We start from the raw sequence: 19,559 nt of genomic DNA on the forward strand, positions 1-19,559 counted from the left end.
CACGTCGGCTCGTGGCCCGGCCCGGGCGGCCGCCCACCCCCGTACTTGCCTGGGGCCTGCCGCGTGCGGATACGCGGGCGCCCGGCGAAATGGTGTGGCCTGCTGAAACGAGCCATCTGTGAGGTGAGGATCCCGCCTATCGGTGTGGGAATCCCCTGCCGAACTTTCGTCCGCGCATTCCGTCACTTCGGGAACCTCATGTCATCGGATCTTCGGGAGGCTCAGAGGACGACGAATGTGTTGGCATCACCTCCGGGGCCGCGTCAGGATCGACCCTCACCCACGGCAGGTCCTCGAACTGCGCGACGATCCGGCTCCAGCCACCGCTTCGCGCACCGCCGGTGGAAGCGGCATCGTCCAGCCAGATCTCCGTGCCCGGCGGAAGGTCCTCCGGTCCGCGCTCGGTGCCGATGAAGAGGGTGAACTCGGGGTCATCAGGACTGCTCCGGCTGTAGTACATGTCCCCGTCGCGCCACGCTTCCAGGGCGAAGTCCACAAGAATCGCCCTCCCGTGACGGCCCTCGGGAAAGAGCAGAAGCAGAGTGTCGCCCCGCACAGGCACGTCGGCGTCAGCGACACGGGCCGCCAACGCCTTGATGGAGACGGCGGGCTCGACCTGGAGACCGAAGCCGGTGCGGTGCGAGCCGGTCACGGTCACGATGTGGTACGGCACGCCATATCTTCCCACCCTCGTGGGGCTTTCCCATAAGCCGGGCGCCGGTGGCGGTCGGTGGGCGGAACACCGGGTCGCCTAATACTGCAATCACAGTTAGAGGGTCTGGTGTGATTGAGTGTCCAGGTGTCTGTGGATCTTGGTGTGCGTCAAGTCGAGTCATGGCGTGATGTGTTGGCGGGGTTACACGCGCGGTTCGCTGCGCGGTTTGCCCGCTCGGAGCCGCGGGGCCGGGCACTGGAGTACATGGCCGGGTTGATTGCGCCGTTGGAGCGTAAGAACGGCTGGTCGCTGGCGGAACGAGCCGGTGAGGCACATCCGATCGGGATGCAGCGGCTGCTGGGCGAGGCTGACTGGGATGCTGATGGGGTCCGCGATGACGTGCGGGACTTCGTCGTGGAGAGCATTGGTGACAAGAATGCGGTGCTGATCGGTGACGACACCGGGTTCTTGAAGAAGGGCACCAGGTCGGCCGGCGTGCAGAGGCAGTACTCCGGAACTGCAGGGCGAACGGAGAACTCCCAGATCGGCACCTTCCTCGCCTACGCCTCCGAGCGAGGGCGGGCGTTGATCGACCGGGAGTTGTACCTGCCGAAGTCCTGGACGGACGACCGGGAGCGGTGCCGGGCGGCCGGCATCCCGGACAATGTGCCGTTCGCTACGAAGATCGAGCACTTCCAGGCCATGCTCCAGCGCGCTCTGGACGCGAAAGTGCCGTTCGCGTGGGTGACCGCGGACGAGGCATACGGGCAGGTCAAGCGACTGCGGTACTGGCTGGAGCAGCGCGCGGTCGCGCACGTGCTGGCGACCAAGGTCAACGACACCGTCATCACCACCCGAGGCGCCGAGGTCCGGGTCGACGCCTTGGTGGCCGGCCTGCCGCGGCAGGCGTGGAAGCGGCTGTCCGCCGGTCCCGGCGCCCACGGACAGCGGTTCTATGACTGGGCCCGGGTGCCGATCCGGATCTGGTGGGAGAACGGCTTTGGCCACTGGGTGCTGGCCCGCCGCAGTCTCACCGATCCCACCGAGATTGCTTACTACGTCTGCTACGGCCCGGTCGGCACACGGCTGAGGGACCTGGCCCGGGTGGCCGGGGCCCGGTGGCAGGTCGAGGAATGTTTCCAGGCCGCCAAGAACGAGTGCGGCCTGGACCACTACCAGGTCCGCCGCTACGACGCCTGGTACCGGCACATCACCCTGTCCATGGCCGCCCTCGCCGCACTGACCGCCATCCGTGCCCAGGAACTGTCAAAGGGGGCAGTGATCTTGGACAAACCCGCCTGATACCCCTGTCCGTCGCGGAGATCCGCCGCCTGATCGGACTGCTCCATTGCCCACAACACCTCACGCCGACGCACCATCTGTATTGGTCATGGTGGAGACGGCTCAGTCAGACACGCGCTCGCCGCAGCCACTACAAACGCCGAGGTCAGACCCCCTAACTGTGATTGCAGTACTAAGGCGACCAGCCTCAATTCTCCTCTGACTCTCCCTCGCGTATTCCGTCACTCCGGGAACTTCATTTCGTCGGTACCTCTACGCCGCATCCGGCAGGGACTGGTGCGCTCGTCCCTGCCGGATGCGGCCTGTGGCGGTGGATCAGTTGGCGGCCAGGATCGCCTCGTTGAGGGTCTGGTCGATGGTGCCGCCGTCGGCGTCCTGTGCGGTGACGTGGAGGGCGACCATGTGGCCGGCCGCCAGGGCGCTGCCCGGCAGGACACCGTGGTAGCGGCCGTCCTTCATCTCGCCGTTCAGGTTCTGCCAGGTCTTCCCGCCGTCGGTGGAGTAGGCGACCTTCAGCGAGGTGATCCGGCTGGGCTGCGCGCCTGCCAGGCGGTGCGCGTCAACGGTGACGGGCAGGGCGTGGGCCGGCCGGGCTTGGTTGTTCTCGTCCAGCGGGATGCGGTAGTCGAGGTTGAGCAGGGGCAGAGAGGCGCTACCGGCGGTGACGGGCTTGGTCTGGAAGGTCCACACCGTGTGGGTGTCGTTGCCGCTGGTGAGCTTGCCGGGGGTGGTGATGTCGCGCTGGACCTTCCAGGTGGTCGGGGTGGACGGCGCGGGCAGGTCGAAGCCGCCTTGGTAGTCGTGCCAGTCGGCGACCAGTCGGCCGTCCTGCCACGCCCGGGTCTCATTGCCCCAGCCCGGCTCCATTCCGGCGGGGTTGTCGTTCCACAGGCTGTTGCCGGCGGTGTCGGTCAAATCCCAGGCCAGCATCTCCAGGACGTGCGCGTCCAGCCGGCCGGTGCCGACCGTGGTGAACGGGCCGGCGAGCTGGTCCTCGTTCGTGCGCTCACCCGTGCGGTAGTTCTGGGGACGGATGCTCATCAGCTGGGTGCTCGCCCAGTTGCTGGAGGAGTTGTGGAAGTACCAGCGCTGCCAGTCGATGCCCGGGCTGACGTACTCGGTCCGCTGGATGGGCAGTGCGATCTGCTGGTGCGGGGGCCACAGGAAGAACAGCGGCCTGCCGTTCGCCGAGGGCAGCCGTCCCTCGAAGTCGCCCCGGCTCTGCTGCGGATAGTTGAGGTTGCGGTAGTCGGCATCGATCCGGGCCAGCTTTTCCACGTCCCTGATGGAGAGCACGTGGTGCATGTCGGCGGGGAAGGAGGAGCCCGTCCAGGCCAGGTCGTACACCTGGGAGGCGTGCGCGGGGTCGGTGGCGTGCGCGGCGTCGACCAGCCGGAAGGACTGCTGCGTGTTCAGGGTGCCGTGGACGACGGGATCGTCACTCTGGCCGGCGTAGAAGGCGATGTCGGAGGAGGCGTCGGTGGCCATGTCGAAGAACGCGATGTGGCCGACGCCGTCGGCGCTGGCGCGGTTGGCGTTCACGTAGGTGGTGGCACTCGCCACATGCCGGCTGGGGATGTCCGCCGTGACGGGCGATGCCTTGCGCATGTCCAGCACGACCTGCTTGCCGGGGGTGACCGTGATCTCGGGAACGTTCATCACGGCGGCGGCCAGGCGCCCGTCGGGCTGCATCTGCTCGACGTTGAGGGTGAAGGCCAGGTGCTTGCCCTTGGGCAGCAGCATCGTCGTCCCGCCCTCGGCGATGCCCACGCCGGAGGGGTGATCGGTGTCCAAGTCCAGCACCGGGCCATAAGCGATGGCGGGCTTGCCGTCCAGGCCGAGTGCGGACAGGTGCAAGGCGCACAGGTCGGACTTCTCGAAGCCGATCGCCAGGTGCAGAGGCGCACCGCCGCCCTGCGGGGTGGCCACGACCTGACCGGAGTACTCGCCTTCAAGGGTCTGGCTCGGGTCGAGGGTGAGGGTGAGGGTCTTGGACGCGCCGGCGGGGATGGTCAGATGGTCGGCGGACAGCGTCACCATGCCGGCCGGCGCCGCCTGAAGGTTGTTCAGGGCGGTCAGCTGGGAGGACAGGTCGAAGGACACATCCGTCGTGCCGGTGTTGGTGAGGGTGACCTGGCGGGTCATCTCGGTGGTGCTGTCACACAGCAGGCGGCCGAAGTCGAAGGTCGCCCGGTCGGGAACGACCTGCTGGTGCAGCGCGGCGGCGGCGTCCAGCCGGCCCGCGCCCTGGCCGGAGCCGAAGACCACACCCGGGGCCGGCCCGCCCAGCGTGTGGGAGGTGGACTGCAGGAGGGACTTCAGCTGCGCGGCGGAGTAGTCGGGGTGTTCCTGGGCCAGGAGGGCGGCCGCGCCCGCGACGTGCGGGGTGGCCATGGAGGTCCCGGACAGGGTGGTGTAGTACTGGTCGACCGGCGTGCCCAGCGAGGTGCCCGCGGCACGGTCCTCGACGATGCCGTCACCGGGGGCGGAGATGTCGGGCTTGAAGGCGCCGTCGATGCGCGGGCCGCGGGAGGAGAAGCGGGCCACCGCATCGTCGCGGTCGGTGGCGGCCACCGTCAGCGCGGCATCGGCCGCGCCGGGGGCGGCGATGGTGTGGGGCCGGCTGTTGTTGCCGGCTGCGACGACGAACAGGGTGCCGTACTGGGCGGTGAGCTGGTTGAGGGCCTGGCTGTCGGGGTCGCTGCCGTCACTCGGGCTGCCGCCCAGGCTCAGGTTGGCGACCTTCGCTCCGTGCTGGGCCGCCCACTCCATGCCGGCGATGACAGAGGAGTCCATGCCCCGGCCGTCGTCGTCGAGGACCTTCACGTTCAAGAGCGAGGCGCCGTAGGCGGCGCCCTTGCGTGCCCCGCCGGAGGCGGCGCCGGTGCCGGCGATGGTGCCCGCCACGTGGGTGCCGTGGCCGACGTGGTCCCCGGTATCGGCCGAGTCGGAGAAGTTGACCGACGCGCCGACCTGGCCGGCCAGGTCGGGGTGGGTGGTGTCGATACCGGTGTCGATGACCGCGACCTTCACCCCCTTACCGGTGGCGCCGGTGGACCACGCCTGCGGGGCGTTGATCTTCTGAAGGTTCCAGTCGAGGCCGGCCGCCTTGACCTTGCCGTCCAGCCACACGTGTTGGATGCCGGCCAGCGCACCACCGAGCGTGCCGGCGGCCTTGTGGCCGGTCAGCGCGGTGTGGCCGGCCTTCGCCAGGTCTGTTCCCAGACCGGCGGCGGCCTTGGAGCGGACCTCCCCGACGGCGGTGGCATGGATGCTGGTCAGCTCCCGGCCCGCGCGCACCGACGCCCCGCCCAGCGCCGCGGCCCGCGCCCCCGGACGGTGCTGCACGATCAGCGGCAGCGACGAGGCGTGTGCATCGTCGTAGCCCTCACGTATGAGCTCACTGACATCGAACAGCCGCTCGTCCAGGACCGAGCCCAGCAGCGGCGCCATGTCGCTGGGCACCACCCGGACTTCGCCGTCGCTACCGGTCCAGGCACTGAAGACCACATGACGCCCGGGGATGTCGGCAGGCTCCACCGCCACGGTGCTGCGGCCGTCGGCATCCTTGACGACCCTCACCCGGTCACCGGTGATCAGCGTCACCGAGGTGGCCTTGCCGGCGCCATGTCGGGTGGCCTTCGCGACGACGGGCGCCGCGCCGGCCTGAGCGGGCAGGACGGTGATGCACAGCGAAGCGGCGGCGACGAAAACCGCCGCGGCCGTATGAAGACGTTTCAACAGAACTGACTCCTTGGATCAACAAGCAGGCAGGCAAAAGCTGTGCCGCATGTCCCGGCACAGGCCCGGAATTCGTAGATCCACATGCCGGGCGGCGCCATCCTTCAGCGCCGCCCCTCGCCCGCGAAAGGGCCTGGCGTGGCGAACAGGAGTCAGCGTCAGAAAGCGGCCAGGAATACCCCAGCCGGCCCGTCAACTCCACTGGCCGGGGCACCACATGCCAAAAAATCCGGGAAATACGCCGCCCAGAGGGGTACCGGAGGAGCACGTCGGAAAGAAATGCCTCACTCGTTACGGCATGACGTCGCAGGCGATGTCCGGATCAGAGGGAATGACGGCCTATTCGGTGGCCACCCGGCCTCTTTCCTCCGCTGCCCTTTTTTGTAGGTGACTGCGTGAGCGCACCGCTGCCCCGCGTATACGTCGACCACGACCGGTCGCCGGCGTGTGCCCCTCCACGGCTACCGCCTGCACGGCCCGACGCGCTGTCAGGATCCCCGACGCACCGGTTTACTGCTGCGGCCCGAACCGGCTCACGTCCACCGCCACGGCCGTCCCGGCCCCGCACGCCATGGCCGGCGGGGCTGCCCGGGTGGCGGCGGTTCTCGGCCGGCGGACGGAGCAGCATGCTCACCTCCCCCACAGGGCGGAGCCCAAGGGTGGTCCAAGGAGCGGACGTCTTTCACCCCGGCCGCACGCAGGCTGGTGACACACCGATCCGCCGACGCGGAAAAAGTACCTACCTCCGGGGAGCCCCTTTCATGACCCGTGACACCGCCACTCCCGCGCGCCCGACACGCCGACGCGGCAGGTGGGTCGCCGCCCCCCTGTGCGCCGCGGGCGCGGCCGCAGCCGTCCTGGCCCCCGGCGCCACCGCTTTCGCCGCCGGCCCTCACCCGGCCCCCTCCTCCGCAGCGGCCCCTCACACATCACCAGGCCGCCCCTGGGCTGGTGACCATGCCGTCCAGCAGGCCGTCCGCCAGCTGACCGGGGCGGGTCTACCCGGAGCGATCGCCCTCATCCAAGACCACGGCCGCACCGCGATGGCCGCGGCCGGCTACGCCGACCTGGCCACCAAGCGGCCCATGACCACCGCAGACCATGTGCGCATCGGCAGCAACACCAAGGTGTTCACCGCCACCCTGGTGCTGCAGCTGGTGGCCGAAGGCCGCCTCGGCCTGGACGACACCGTGCAGCAGTTCCTGCCGGGCATCATCAAAGGCGGCGGCCACATCACCGTGCGCCAGCTGCTCAACCACACCAGCGGGCTCTACCCCTTCGAGCAGGACCCGACCTTCGCCGCCCCCTACCTGCAGGGCAACGCCGGATACTACCGATCACCGCGCCAGCTGGTGGCGTTGGCGAACGCCCATGCACCGCTGTTCAAGGCCGGCACGAAATTCTCCTACTCCAACACCAACTACGTCCTGCTGGGCCTGATCATCGAAAAGATCACCCACCACTCCTACAAGCAAGAACTCGATCGCCGGATCATCCAACCCCTGCGGCTGCGCGACACCCAGCTCCCCGTCCGCTCCCTGAAGATCCCAGAGCCGGCCGCGCACGGTTACCTCCTGGGCCAAAGCGGCCGCGCACCTCGGGACATCACCTCCGCCATCAGCCCCTCCACCACCTGGGCGGCGGGCGCACTGACCTCGACCGTCAACGATCTGGCCCGCTTCGACCGAGCCCTGGTCACCGGCAAGCTCCTGCCCAAGGCCCAGCTGAACGAGATGATGAAGGCCGGCCCCTACAAGGTCGATCCCGCCGATCCGACCAAGGGCTACGGACTGGGCCTGGAAAAAGTACGGCTGTGCGGCGTCACCATGTGGGGCCACACCGGGACCGTCCTGGGAACCCAGACCAACGCCTTCACCAGCGCCGACGGCACCCGGCAACTGGTGCTGACCACCAACGCCGACCCCGACACCTGGAATGCCGGCCAGGTCTCCGCCTGGCTCACCACCGCACGCCACACGCTCTGCGCCAGTAACCCGCATGACGGGGGCCACTTCCTTTCCCGCAGTGACCACCATCAAAAGCCGCGCACTATGAGCGGCCACAACGGCTGGATACACGACCCAAGGGCCTACCGCGCCAACGGGCAGCCGACCACGTCCTGACATCGAAGCGGCACGTGGAGCACCGCGAGCTTGTTTCACCGTGCCTGGTACCGCCAACGTCTTCGCCGCACTGCCGTGCGGGCGGGTCATCGAGCGACGGCCGGCTGCGGCGCTGGTCTGGGCCGTCGTCCCGTAGGCGGACTGCCCGTCCTCACACCCGCCGGGCCGACCGCGGTGATCTTCGTGCGGGCTTCAGGACCTGACCGGCCCAGGTCACCGTGTCCGGCCCGGCGGATGCCGCCGCGGCACGCCTTCACTCCCGCGAGACGCTTGGCCGACCGTCGCCTCCAGCGCCGGCCAGGCCACCGGCCCGCCGGGGCGGGCACCTGACCGATTCCAAAGACGCCATCGCCAACGGGCTGCGGCTGTGGCCGTGGCTGTCAGTGGCCCTCCCGGGCCGTGCGGCTGTCGCTGCACGTGTCCCGCGTGAGCGCCCCGTCGCGGCGCCGGCCCATGCAGGGCCGTGGATGCGGCCCGGCCGTACAGAAGAAAGAGATGAGGAGGCATGCCATGCCTGGACGGACTGTCACCGTCCGTGAAAGCGGGCACCTGGCTCGGACGATCGGCGTCGGCCCCCACCGGCTGACCGGCGATGAACCCGACCCGATCGGCACCGACACCGGCCCGACCCCCGTTCAGCTGCTCATGGCCGGTCTCGGCGCGTGTACCTCGATGACGGTACGCCTGTACGCCGAACGCAAGGGCTGGCCTCTAGCCGGCATCAAGGTCGATGTCCGCGTGGCCCATGGGGTCAGGCCGCTCGGGCAGATCCTCAAGGACGTCGAGATCATCGGTGACTTGAACGCCGAGCAGATCAGCCGGCTGGCCACCATCGCCGAGCACTGCCCCATCCAGCGCATGCTCAGTGCCTCGGTGCCCGTGCACACCCGCACCACGGCGCGCCGCGCCGCCGCGCCGTCCCCGGGCGCCGCCTGAGGACCTTGCACTGGCAGGTGCCCCGGCCCGTATCGGGTCGGGGCACCTGCCGTTGGGGGACCGTGCCGGGCGGCAGGAGGGGTGAGGCCGGCGGGCATCTCATTCCTGCGGCGGAGCGCGGAAACCGCTCGTACGGCAGAGGAAGGGGAGGACGGAGGCAACCACGATGGAAACCAAGCCAGGTGGGCCGAAGGGGCCCGCCCGCACGTTGAAAGGGCGCAGCATGCTCCACAGTTCATCGACCGGCGACCGCACTCGGCCCATGACCCGGCGTCGTACGCTCGCCGTGATCGGGGCGGCTCTGGCCGCCGGCACGGTGGTGGCGACCGGTGTAGGGGCCCAGGCCTTCGCCGGCGATGCGTCCCCGGCGCACAGGGCCGTCTCGGGGCACCCGGTGATGCGGACGCTGACGCCGCAGGTCCGCGCTCAACTCGACCGTGCCGTCCAGCACGTTCTGAAGACCACGCACACGCCCGGGGTGACGGTGGGCCTGTGGGCGCCGGGCAAGGGCAGCTACGTGAGGGCCTTCGGCACCGCCGAGAAGGCGACCAACGCGCCGATGTCGCCCGGGTTCAACATGCGCGTCGGCAGCGTCACCAAGACCTTCACGGTCACCGCGCTGCTGCGTCTGGTCGACCACCAGCAGGTGAGCCTTGACGATCCGATCTCCAGGTACGTGCATGGCGTCCCGAATGGCCGCCACATCACGCTGCGTCACCTCGCGGAAATGCGCAGCGGCCTGTTCAACTACCTGAACGACGGCGACTTCGCCAAGGCCTTTCTGGCCGACACCAGCCGTACGTTCACCAACGAGGAGATGCTGGCCTACTCCTTCAAGCACCCGGTCTCCGGCCCTCCGGGCCGCCAGTTCGAGTACAGCAACACCAACACCGTCCTTTTGGCGATGGTGGTTCAGAAGGTGACCGGGCAGTCCTTCGACCGCTACCTGACCCAGCATGTGCTCAAGCCGGCCCACCTGAAGCACACCTTCATGCCCAAGGGTGCCGAGTTCCCGGCGCCCCACGCCCACGGGTACACCGACCAGACGGCGGACGGCTCGGTCGCGGACGCGACGAACTGGGCCCCGCCGGGCGGCGCGTCCGGGGTGATGATCTCGAACCTGCACGATCTGCGGTCCTGGGCGTCCACCCTCGCCGAGGGGAGGCTGCTGTCCAAGGCGACCCAGGCCGAACGGCTGACGATGCTGCCGACGGGCAAGGACGGCATCGGCTACGGCCTGGGGGTGTTCGACAACCACGGGTGGATCGGGCACAACGGGTCGCTGCCCGGCTACCAGACGGTGATGGTCTATCTGCCCAAGGTCAAGGCCACGCTCGTGGTGCACACCACCAGCGACAGCGTGGTGAAGGGCAAGGCGCTGAGCACGAAGTTCGCCAAGGCGGTCACCGGCGTCGTGACCCCGAAGAACGTCTACGACATCCCCACCTCCTAAGGACCTGCACTCCACGGCCTTCGGTGGTGTGCCCGGCCCGCGATGGCAGGCCGGGCACACCACCGGATGGCTTACGGTTCAGTCGGGCCGGTGGCACAGCGGGAGTTCGGCCGCACCGGTCTCGGCCTGGTGGATGGCCCAGGCGGCGTTGACCAGACCGATGTGGCTGAAGGCCTGCGGGAAGTTGCCGAGCAGCTCACCGCTTGCCGGATCAACCTCCTCGGCCAAAAGTCCCACGTCGTTGGCGCAGCGCGCGGCTCGTTCGAAGACCTGGCGGGCCGCTTGGCTCTCGCCGGCCAGGGCCAGGGCGTGGGCCAGCCAGAAGGTGCACAGCAGGAAGGTGCCTTCTTCGCCGGGCAGGCCGTCCTCGGCGCTCAGGTAGCGGTAGACCAGGCCGTCCTTGCTGGTGAGCCGGTCACGGACGGCGTCGATGGTGGCGCGCATGCGGGGCGCGGTGGCGGGCAGGAAGCCCACGATCGGCATCATCAAAACGGAGGCGTCCAGCACGTCGGTGCCAAAGGCCTGGGTGTAGGCGCCGGCCTTCCGGCTCCAGCCCCATTCCTCGATCGCCGCGCGGATCTCCTCGCGGGCGCGCATCCAGGCGGGGATGCGGGCGCGGGCGCCCAGGGCGTCGGCGAGTGCCAGGGCGCGGTCGACGGCGACCCAGCACATGAGCTTGGAGTACAGGAAGTGCTGCGGGCCGCTGCGGACCTCCCAGATGCCCTGGTCGGGCTGGTCCCAGCAGGTGGCGGCCATGTCGGCGCAGGCGGCGAGGAAGTCCTTGGTGGGGGTATCCAGTGCGGCCAGATCGTCGCGCAGGCGGTGGGCGGCCGCGAGCAGTTCGCCGTAGACATCCAGCTGCCGCTGCTGCCAGGCACCGTTGCCGATACGGACCGGGCGGCTGCCGCGCCAGCCGGGCAGGCGGGGCAGTTCCTGTTCGCTCAGGTCGCGTTCGCCGCGGATGCCGAACATGATCTGCATGGACTCGCAGTGGGCGGTGTCGCTGGCGCCGGCCTGGGCCATCCACCCAAAGAAGGCCTCCGCCTCGTCGGGGCAGGCGGCCACCCACAGGGCGTCCAGGGTGAAGGAGGCATCCCTCACCCAGGCGAAGCGGTAGTCCCAGTTGCGGACGCCGCCGACGCACTCGGGCAGGGAGGTGGTGGGGGCGGCGACGATCGCGCCGGTCGGCTGGAACGTCAGGCCCTGCAGGATGCGCCCGCTGTGGTGGACCAGTTCCTCCCACGGGCCCTGGTAGGACTGGTGCATCTCGGACCAGGAGCGCCAGCCGTCCACGGTGTCCTGCAGGTGCGCGACGATCTCGTCTTGGCGCATCAGTGTGGGGTGGCTGCCGGCGGGCACCTGCCGCAGGGCGAAGGCCACGCTCTGGCCGGCCTCAAGGCGCGTGTGGGCGCGGGCCATGTCGGCGATCTGCAGGGGCAGTGGGCAGCACAGGCCCAGCGTGTCGGGGCCGCCGTGGCAGCGCAGCCCGCCCTCCACGGGCAGGAGTAGCGGTCTGACCAGCCCGTATTCGGGGCGGGGCGCGAACTCCATCTCGAGGTCCGCACGGCCGTCGGTGCACTCCACCCTCCGCAGCAGCAGATGCGGAGCGTGTTCGCCCAGGTGGTGGCCGCGCTCGTTGAAACCGGTGGCCAGCGCGTCGGTGACGGTCACGGCCGCGGTAGGGGTGTGGAACTGCGTGCACAGCACCAGGCTGCGCTCGAGGTAATGCCGGTGGGCGGTGTACGGGCCGGTGGGGCGGATGGACCAGTGGCCTGCCTGCGGCCCCAAGAGCCGGGCAAAGACCGCCCGGGAGTCGAAGTGCGGAAAACACAGCCAGTCGATGGAACCGTCCAGGCTGACCAGCGCCGCGGTCTGGCAGTCCGAGAGCAGCGCATAGTCCGAGATGGGACGGTCGCTCATGCCGGTCACCTCCCCATGGTCTCGCCGACGCGCACAGCGGGCAGCACGGTGCGCCACGGGATGCCGTACCAGGCCGTCGAGGGGGGTGTCTCTCACTGAGCGCGCGCCGTGAGATGCCGCTTTCGGCGCCGGCCCCAGCGAGGCCCCCGACCACTGGCTCCCCTTATGACCAAGCTGCAGCAGCCGGTTCCCGCGGGACTTCAGCGGCTCCGCGCCGCCCTGGGCGACTGCCCGTGGGGAGAAGATCTCCCCATGAGCCAACCCCTGCCGCAGTTGCCGAAGCCCGAGTTCGTCTTGATCCATGTTGAGGCTCCGTCCGAGGTGCCCGCCCAGATTGCTGTCGATCTCGGTGAGACCGGCATTCCGGCCGGGTTGATCGGATACGAGTACCGGCCGCTGAGTGAGGCGGTGTTCCTTGAGGGGATCGGTGAGCGGGGGCTGGTCGCCATCGCGACGAGTGGCCTGTTCGGACGCATCGCCGTCGACGTTGCCACTGGTCACCTGGTGCAGATTCCCAAGATCGATTCAGCGAGGGCTCCCCGTCTCGTGAACAGCGATCTCGGCTCCTTCAACCAATGCGTGGCCGCGGTGATCGCGCGCTTCCCGTTCTATGCGGACGGCGACGAGGACAGGTACGAGGCGGCGGCGGAAGAGCTTCGGGATCTCATCTCCGGCATCGACGAGGCAGCTCTCGCGCACAACGGATTCTGGGAGACGTTCTGCGACGACGTGGCGATGGGGGACTACGAGGACTGGGATGCATGAGCTGGTGCTCTGACCGGAAAGGTTTGCCGGAAGCTCGCGGCGTCCGGCGTGGACGGGCCTCGTCAACCCTCTCTAGGCTGGCGGCCGCCGACGAAAAGGGGGGCGCGGGGTGAACGGCAATCCGCTGTACCACTGGATTGGGCTGGCCCTGGCGACGGCGCTCATGCTGCCGGTCCCGGTGGCGATGCTGGCAGGGTGGACACCGCCGTGGATGCGGAAGCGGCAGGCAGGGATGCGGCTTCGCGCCTACGGCTTTTTGTGCTTCTACGCCCTCACACTCGTCAACAGCATCCCCCGGATCGCCGACGCCTCCTACGAGACGGTCATGGCCTCCATGTACGCCGGCTTCGCCTTCGGCGCCGCCGGCGCCGTCTTGTTCCAGCTCGCGGAGCGCAAGGATTCGCGCGCCCGGGCAGCTGGCCCCGGCGAACCTATGCGGTCACAGCACTAGTAGGGCTTGGTTACCTTGGGTGAGTAGCGGTGTGTCGTCTCTCGGAGGTGAGGGGAATGACACCGCAGGAGCTCACGGAGGCCCAACAGCGGTTGGAGTCGCTCGCGGCCGAGGTGTTCGGCTCGTTCGGGCGGGTGGATCAGCGGCGGTGGGGCGAGCGGTATGTGCGGGGGCTGCTGGGCGCGGGGCGGCGCAAGTCGATGGAGCCGATGGCCGCCCGGCTGGGGGTGGACCGGCAGGGCCTGCAGCAGTTCCTGGCCGACTCCCCGTGGTCGCACCAGATGGTGCTGGCCGAGCTGGCCTGGCGGATGGAGCCGGCCATCCACCCGGCAGCCTGGGTGATCGACGACGTGTCCTTCCCCAAGGACGGTCATGCCTCCCCGGGGGTGGCCGCGCAGTACTGCGGCGCGCTGGGCAAGACCGCCAACTGCCAGGTCGCGCCGAGTCTGCACCTGGTCACCGACGCCGCCTCCTGCCCGGTGAACTGGCGGCTGTTCCTGCCCGCCGAATGGGATCCGGCCACCGCAGACGAGCCCGAGAGCGCCGTCCTGCGGCGCCGTCGGGCGCGCGTCCCCGATGAGGTCGGGCACGTGCCGAAGTGGCAGCTGGCCGTGGACATGGTCGACGAGCTGCGCTGCTGGGGCCTGGATCCGCCGCTGGTGGTGGCCGACGAGGGCTACGGGCAGGACGGGGCCTTTCGCCTGGCACTGGAGGAGCGGGAGATCGCGTATGTCGTCGGGGTGCGGTCGGATACCGCGGTGTTGCCCCAGACGGCGGCGCGCACCGCCCCGCCGTGGTCGGGCACCGGGCGGCCGCCGGTGCCCTGCTACCGGGACAAGCCGGTGTCGGTCCGCGAGATCGTGCTGGCCGCCGGGCGCGGCGCACGGCACCGCGTCACCTGGCGGCGCGGCTCGAAGGGGCCGCTGCGCTCGTACTTCGTCGCGCTGCGGGTCCGGCCGGCCGGAGCGCGGGTCCGCCGGGCGCACCCCGGTGAGGACCTGCCGGTGTGCTGGCTGCTGGCCGAGTGGCCCGCCAAAGAGCCGGAGCCGACCAAGTACTGGCTGTCCACCTTGCCCGCCCACGTTCCCCTGCGGCGCCTGGTGCGGCTGGCGAAGATCCGCTGGCGGGTCGAGCACGACTACCGGGAATTGAAGACCGCCCTGGGGCTGGGCCACTTCGAGGGACGCACCTACCAGGGCTTCCTGCGACATCTCACGCTGGCCTCGGTGGCGCAGGCGTTCTGCACCCTGGAGCGACTGTGCCCGCCAGCACCGGCCACGGTCTGACGATCTACCAGGTCGTGGCCGGGCTCCAAGTCCTCCTCGTCTGCTGGGCCGGGGCGTGCCCCACCTGCCGAAGACCCTGGCCCTGATACGACACGCTCGCCCCCTACCTGACCAAGCCCTACTAGCAGCGAACTCCGCTCTTGGTCAGCCGTCCGTGATCAACTCGACGCCGACCAGACAGCCATCGACCAGCTCGGGGCGGTACGGGATCTGTTTGAGCCTGCGCTTGACGGCGCGGGTGATCTGGCCGAGGTCGGCTGCGGCGAGGTTGCCGATATCGCGATCTGTCGAGGGACGAGTACGCGTGGCCCCCGGGCCCCGAGATGCCGGCGACCGAGGCGGTTCGCCAGAGCTGGGCGAAGACCGTCGTCGCTCTGCCTGTCGGGGCTCGTGTCGGCGGTGAGGTCATCGGGCGCCGGCGCTTTGGAGTCCTCATCCGTGCGCAGGGTGTCCCCAACGCCGCGGCCCTCGCCGAGATCACGACCATGCCGCGGGGGATGGAGCTGCCCCCTTGGGGCGCCCACGTGGAAGGCACAGTGATTGATCACGCCCACCACCATCACCAGGTGAGCGTCCGGCCCCGGCGGGCGAGCTGCGTCCAGATCCGCTGTAACGGTCTCCTTCAGCCTGAGCGCTGGGCACCGAGCGCCACCGCCCATCAAGTCCCGCACCCCTCTGCGCCCGCCCCTCCTTTGACATGCGGCGCCGGGCCCGGCCCCACCAAAAAATGGGGGTGTCGGGCCCGGCGCATCAAGGGTCACAGGCGCACCCGGTCGCCTCCGGCATCCTCCCGCCATGCCTGCGCGGCAGGAGTGAGGGTGTTGCCGGTGCGGTGCAGTCTTTCTCCCTCGACGTCGATGTCCGGCAAGAGGGCGCCAAGCCACTTCGGCAGCCACCAGGCCGCCCGACCCAAAAGGGCCAGGACGGCCGGCACGATCGCCATGCGAACGACGAAGGCGTCCAGCAGGACCGCGACCGCGAGCCCGAGACCGACCATCTTCATCGACTGATCGCCCGAGGCGACGAAGCTACCGAAGACGGCCGTCATGATGACCGCCGCCGCACTCACCACGCGTCCCCCGTGACGAAAGCCGGTCACGATCGCCTCATGCGGACTCTGCCCTGCCGCGTATGCCTCACGCATCCGCGTGACGAGGAAGACCTCGTAGTCCATGGCGAGTCCGAAGACGATACCGACCATGAGGATCGGCATGGTGCTCGTGATCGGCCCCTTCTGGTCGACGCCGAGGACGTCGGCCAGCCACCCCCACTGGAAGACCGCGACGAGTGCTCCCAGCGAGGCCCCGATCGACAGCAGGAAACCCACGGCGGCCTTGAGCGGGACCAGCACGGACCGGAACACCAGCATCAGCAGCACGAACGCCAGACCGACCGTGATGCCCAGGTAGGGCAGCAGCGCGCCGGTGATCTTCCGGGAGAAGTCGACCTTCATACCGGTCAGCCCCGTCACCATGGTGCGGGCACCCGTGACGTGCTGCAGGTCGGCACTGGAGGCGCGGATGGCGCGGACCAGGTTCTCCGTCTGCACACTGCCCGGCTTGGTGCTCGGCACCACGGTCACGACCGCGGTGTCATGCGCCGCGTTGAAGGCGGCGGGCCCGACCACCGCAACCCCAGGAAGTTGCCTCACCGCCGAGGTGACCTTCCGGGCGGCGCGTGCAGCGTCCTTACTGCCCTGCGCATCGACCACGACCGTGAGCGGGCCGTTGATGCCCGGGCCGAACCCGGCCGACAGCATGTCGTACGCCTTACGCTGCGTGGTATTGGCCGCCATGGCCCCCTCATCGGGCACCCCGAGCTTCAAAGAAGCCGCCGGTACGGCCAGCACACCCAAACCGATCACCGACACCACCATCACCATCAGCGGCCGCCGCAGTACGAAACGCGCCCAGCGGGCCCCCACCGTCGGCTTCCTGGACGCTCTGCCCGCCGGCCTTTTGCGGGCGCGCCGCCCCACGATCCGCTTGCCGGCCATCGCCAGCAGTGCCGGCAGCAGGGTCAGGGCGACGACCACGGCCAGGGCGACCGTTCCGGCCGCGGCCAGGCCCATCTTCGTCAGCACCGGGATACCGACCACCGACAGGCCCGCCAGAGCGATCACCACCGTGAGGCCGGCGAAGACGACCGCCGAGCCGGCCGTGGCCACAGCCCGGCCGGCCGCCTCCTCCCGCTCACGGCCCTCCGCCAGTTCGGTCCGGTAGCGGGTGACGATGAACAGGGCGTAGTCGACACCGACCGCCAAGCCGAGCATCAGTGCCAGCGTGGAGGTCGTATCGCCCAGATCGAGGGGGTTGGCCAGGGCGCCGATCACGGAGACGCCGATGCCCACGCCCAGCAGTGCGGTGATCAGGGGCAGGCCGGCGGCGACCAGCGACCCGAAGGTGATCACGAGGACCACCGCGGCGATCGCCATGCCCACCACCTCCATGCCGGAGCCCCCGTCTTCCGCCTGCACGGCGCTGCCGCCCACCTCCACGGCCAGCCCCCCGCCGCGGGCCTTGTCCACCGTGTGGACCAGAGCCGTCTTGGTCCGCTCGCTCAACGCCACCGCCCTGGCCTTGTAGGCGACCGGCGCGTACGCGGTCGTACGGTCCTTGCTGACGGTGTGGGCGGTGAACGGGTCGGCGACCGAGGCCACCTGCGGCGAACTCTTCTTCAGCGCGGCGACCGTCGCCTCGATCCGCGCCCGGTTTGCCCGCTCGGTCACCCGATGCCCGGCTGGCGCCCGGAACACCACCCGCGCCGACGCACTCTCCACGTCCATACCGGGAAAGCGCTCCTTCAACACATCCACCGCCTGCTGCGCCTGTGTGCCCGGCAACGCAAACGAACTCGGGACGGCCGGGGCTGCCGTCGACGCCGCGACACCGGCCGCCACGAGGAGCACCAGCCACGCAATAGCCACACCGAACCGGTGCCGGAAGGCGAATCTGCCCAGTCTGTCAAGGAATGTAGCCACGCGACCGCGCTCCGCTCGAATTCGATGCTGCTCAAGAAGGGGAAAATGCCCTGGTCAGGACACCCATCCAGTCTTGAGCCGCCGCACGCCGGCCTCGTCCGCACCTGTGACGAACTTCCACCTCAGCCGCAAGGATGAACCGCGCCGGCGGTCATGCCACCAGCCGACAACACCTTGGCCCACGCCCTGGGGCGCGGCACACCACAACAGCAGCCACTGCGACGAGCCCGCACACATCGCCCCTCCATCCCATCCCAAGCAGGGGCACGCCACCCGCACCCGGCCACCACGGGCTCGGGCCGCCACACGGTCAGCGCCCGCACGGCCCACCACCGCTTCCTCGCGAACTCCACGATGCGGCCCAGGTACATCACAGCGATGACCGTGTACGCGGCCCCGGCCGCGAGGTCGCCGAACAAAAACGGTCCGGCCGCCCGCGCATCTCGGAAAGAGTCAGGCAGGGTCGCGAGTGGTCGGCTTCTCCAGCCCCGGGGCCGCTGCGCCCGCGCCGGCGACGCTGGACGCTGCCATCGCCCTCCTCCGCGTCGAGGGGCACGAGATCAAGGACGAGGACGTCGTGAGGCTCTCCCCGGTTTGGGCGCAGCCGAGGGTGATCTCGCCGTGGTGGAGCCGCAACTGGAAGCACGGGGTTGAGACGGCAGTGGACGTGACCCTGGTGTGCGCCGGGGTTTCCGTGATCCACTGCGCCGAACGGGATGTGAGTTTTCACACTCATCACAGAATTGCCCCCCGGTATCCACGTGCGGCAAAGTTCCACCCTTGTCAGGCCCCGCATACGACACAGCTGTACCCCCAGCGGTGCGGCACCTCAAAAGCACCACAGCCAACTTCATAGCGCCGTCGTATGCCGCCCGAGCACCACGCGGCCGCCCCTGCCACGGGGTTGTCCACCGGGCCCGTGCCTCCCGTGACCCCGCAGTTGGGAGGCCAGCATCAGGGGGCACGATTGCGTCCGCCAGGGTCACCCAAGCGGACGATGCTGGAAGGAAACCGTGTGAGCCGGATTTCGGTCCGGGGATTCGCAGTGGCCTCGGCCACTGCGGTCACCGCTGTCGGCGCCGTCACTGGTGTTGCCTCGGGCAGCACCGGGCAGCCCTCGAGCGACGCCGGGGCAACGGCAAGCGACTCGATGCTCCTCGCTGACATACCTACAAGTCAGCAGGCCAAGGTCCAGACCGCGTCGCTGACGCAGCAGGCCGACGCACAGGCTATCGCCGCGGACGTGAGCGCCAAGAAGGACGCCGAGGAGACGGCCCGCAAGCAGGCGGCCGCGGACGCGATCGCCAAGCAGAAGTCCGAAGAGGAAGCCAAGGCACGCAAGGAGGCGGACACCGCCAGCCGTGCGAGCCGTGGCGCATCCAGCTTCCCCATCCAGAGCTCGTACACGGTCGCGCAGATCCAGTCCATGGCCAGTCAGATCGTAGGCGCGAACCAGTTCCAATGCTTCAGCAACATCGTGGACCACGAGTCCAGCTGGAACTACCGCGCGGTCAACGCAGGCTCCGGCGCCTACGGTCTCGTCCAGGCGTTGCCCGGCTCCAAGATGTCGTCCGTCGGCTCCGACTGGCAGACGAACCCGGCCACACAGATCAAGTGGGGCCTCAACTACATGAACCAGTCGTACGGCAGCCCCTGCCAGGCGTGGTCGTTCTGGCAGGCCAACCACTGGTACTGAGCCGACTTTCCGCTCGAGAGCGGACGCGCAGCCCCCACAAAGCCCCCTCGCCGTCCACCGGTGAGGGGCTTCGGCTGTATGCACCCGCGGGGCCGCGCCGTGTACGTCGGTACCGAAGGCACGAGGGAAGCTGGTGGGGGCCGACGCACGCCCGGGAGCCGAAGTGAGTGCGACGAACGAGATCATGTACACGCTGGAGACCCTGGCGCTGATCACCGCCACCGCCATCGGTGCGCACCTCATCCCGAGAC

12 protein-coding genes and 1 pseudogene are annotated in these 19,559 nt (G+C 69.4%); 8 read left to right on the top strand and 5 right to left on the bottom strand.

Translation table 11 applies throughout. The annotated features are described in order from the left end of the window. Nucleotides 1-196 precede the first annotated feature (196 nt). Nucleotides 197-673, bottom strand: a complete 477-nt coding sequence (locus tag ACQEXA_RS62165) for a hypothetical protein (RefSeq protein ID WP_433135448.1) — start codon at nucleotides 671-673, stop codon at nucleotides 197-199. A gap of 144 nt (nucleotides 674-817) precedes the next feature. On the opposite strand from ACQEXA_RS62165, the gene ACQEXA_RS62170 reads away from it, so the two are divergent. Next, nucleotides 818-1,957, top strand: coding sequence for an IS701 family transposase (locus ACQEXA_RS62170; protein WP_433135450.1), 1,140 nt, complete (start codon nucleotides 818-820; stop codon nucleotides 1,955-1,957). 315 nt (nucleotides 1,958-2,272) lie between these two features. Here the strand turns inward: ACQEXA_RS62170 and ACQEXA_RS62175 are convergent, their stop codons facing one another. After that, on the bottom strand, nucleotides 2,273-5,698 hold the full coding sequence (locus tag ACQEXA_RS62175; protein ID WP_433135452.1) for a S8 family peptidase: 3,426 nt from the start codon (nucleotides 5,696-5,698) through the stop codon (nucleotides 2,273-2,275). Nucleotides 5,699-6,459: 761 nt separating this feature from the next. Here ACQEXA_RS62175 and ACQEXA_RS62180 point away from each other — a divergent pair. The 3 genes from ACQEXA_RS62180 to ACQEXA_RS62190 all read left to right on the top strand — a co-directional run bounded on the left by ACQEXA_RS62180 (nucleotide 6,460) and on the right by ACQEXA_RS62190 (nucleotide 10,210). Then, nucleotides 6,460-7,821, top strand: a complete 1,362-nt coding sequence (locus tag ACQEXA_RS62180) for a serine hydrolase domain-containing protein (protein WP_432942321.1) — start codon at nucleotides 6,460-6,462, stop codon at nucleotides 7,819-7,821. 510 nt (nucleotides 7,822-8,331) lie between these two features. After that, nucleotides 8,332-8,757, top strand: coding sequence for an OsmC family protein (locus tag ACQEXA_RS62185; RefSeq protein ID WP_432942323.1), 426 nt, complete (start codon nucleotides 8,332-8,334; stop codon nucleotides 8,755-8,757). A gap of 262 nt (nucleotides 8,758-9,019) precedes the next feature. Further along, nucleotides 9,020-10,210, top strand: coding sequence for a serine hydrolase domain-containing protein (locus tag ACQEXA_RS62190; RefSeq protein WP_432942325.1), 1,191 nt, complete (start codon nucleotides 9,020-9,022; stop codon nucleotides 10,208-10,210). 78 nt (nucleotides 10,211-10,288) lie between these two features. On the opposite strand, the gene ACQEXA_RS62195 is transcribed toward ACQEXA_RS62190, so the two are convergent. Continuing rightward, the gene (locus ACQEXA_RS62195; protein ID WP_433135455.1) at nucleotides 10,289-12,130 is read right to left on the bottom strand and encodes a glycoside hydrolase family 15 protein; all 1,842 of its coding nucleotides are present in this window, start codon (nucleotides 12,128-12,130) and stop codon (nucleotides 10,289-10,291) included. Nucleotides 12,131-12,295: 165 nt separating this feature from the next. Between ACQEXA_RS62195 and ACQEXA_RS62200 the strand changes: the two genes are divergently transcribed. The 3 genes from ACQEXA_RS62200 (at nucleotide 12,296) to ACQEXA_RS62210 (ending at nucleotide 14,632) form a co-directional block, all read left to right on the top strand. After that, nucleotides 12,296-12,895 carry an SUKH-4 family immunity protein gene (locus ACQEXA_RS62200; RefSeq protein WP_432942329.1) on the top strand — a complete coding sequence of 200 codons (600 nt, stop codon included), beginning with the start codon at nucleotides 12,296-12,298 and terminating at the stop codon, nucleotides 12,893-12,895. Nucleotides 12,896-13,004: 109 nt separating this feature from the next. Continuing rightward, on the top strand, nucleotides 13,005-13,346 hold the full coding sequence (locus ACQEXA_RS62205; protein ID WP_432942331.1) for a hypothetical protein: 342 nt from the start codon (nucleotides 13,005-13,007) through the stop codon (nucleotides 13,344-13,346). Between the two features lie 56 nt (nucleotides 13,347-13,402). Next, the gene (locus ACQEXA_RS62210; RefSeq protein WP_432923500.1) at nucleotides 13,403-14,632 is read left to right on the top strand and encodes an IS701 family transposase; all 1,230 of its coding nucleotides are present in this window, start codon (nucleotides 13,403-13,405) and stop codon (nucleotides 14,630-14,632) included. 144 nt (nucleotides 14,633-14,776) lie between these two features. Here the strand turns inward: ACQEXA_RS62210 and ACQEXA_RS62215 are convergent. Both ACQEXA_RS62215 and ACQEXA_RS62220 read right to left on the bottom strand, forming a co-directional pair. Then, nucleotides 14,777-14,914, bottom strand: a pseudogene (locus ACQEXA_RS62215) (IS630 family transposase); the annotation flags it as partial. Nucleotides 14,915-15,389: 475 nt separating this feature from the next. After that, on the bottom strand, nucleotides 15,390-17,612 hold the full coding sequence (locus ACQEXA_RS62220) for an MMPL family transporter (protein ID WP_432942333.1): 2,223 nt from the start codon (nucleotides 17,610-17,612) through the stop codon (nucleotides 15,390-15,392). 1,015 nt (nucleotides 17,613-18,627) lie between these two features. Between ACQEXA_RS62220 and ACQEXA_RS62225 the strand changes: the two genes are divergently transcribed. Then, complete coding sequence (locus ACQEXA_RS62225; protein ID WP_432942335.1) at nucleotides 18,628-19,308, top strand: transglycosylase SLT domain-containing protein; 681 nt, start codon at nucleotides 18,628-18,630, stop codon at nucleotides 19,306-19,308. The last annotated feature ends 251 nt before the right edge of the window (nucleotides 19,309-19,559 follow it).

The sequence above is a fragment of the Streptomyces sp. CA-106110 genome, assembly GCF_050936285.1.
GTDB lineage: Bacteria > Actinomycetota > Actinomycetes > Streptomycetales > Streptomycetaceae > Streptomyces.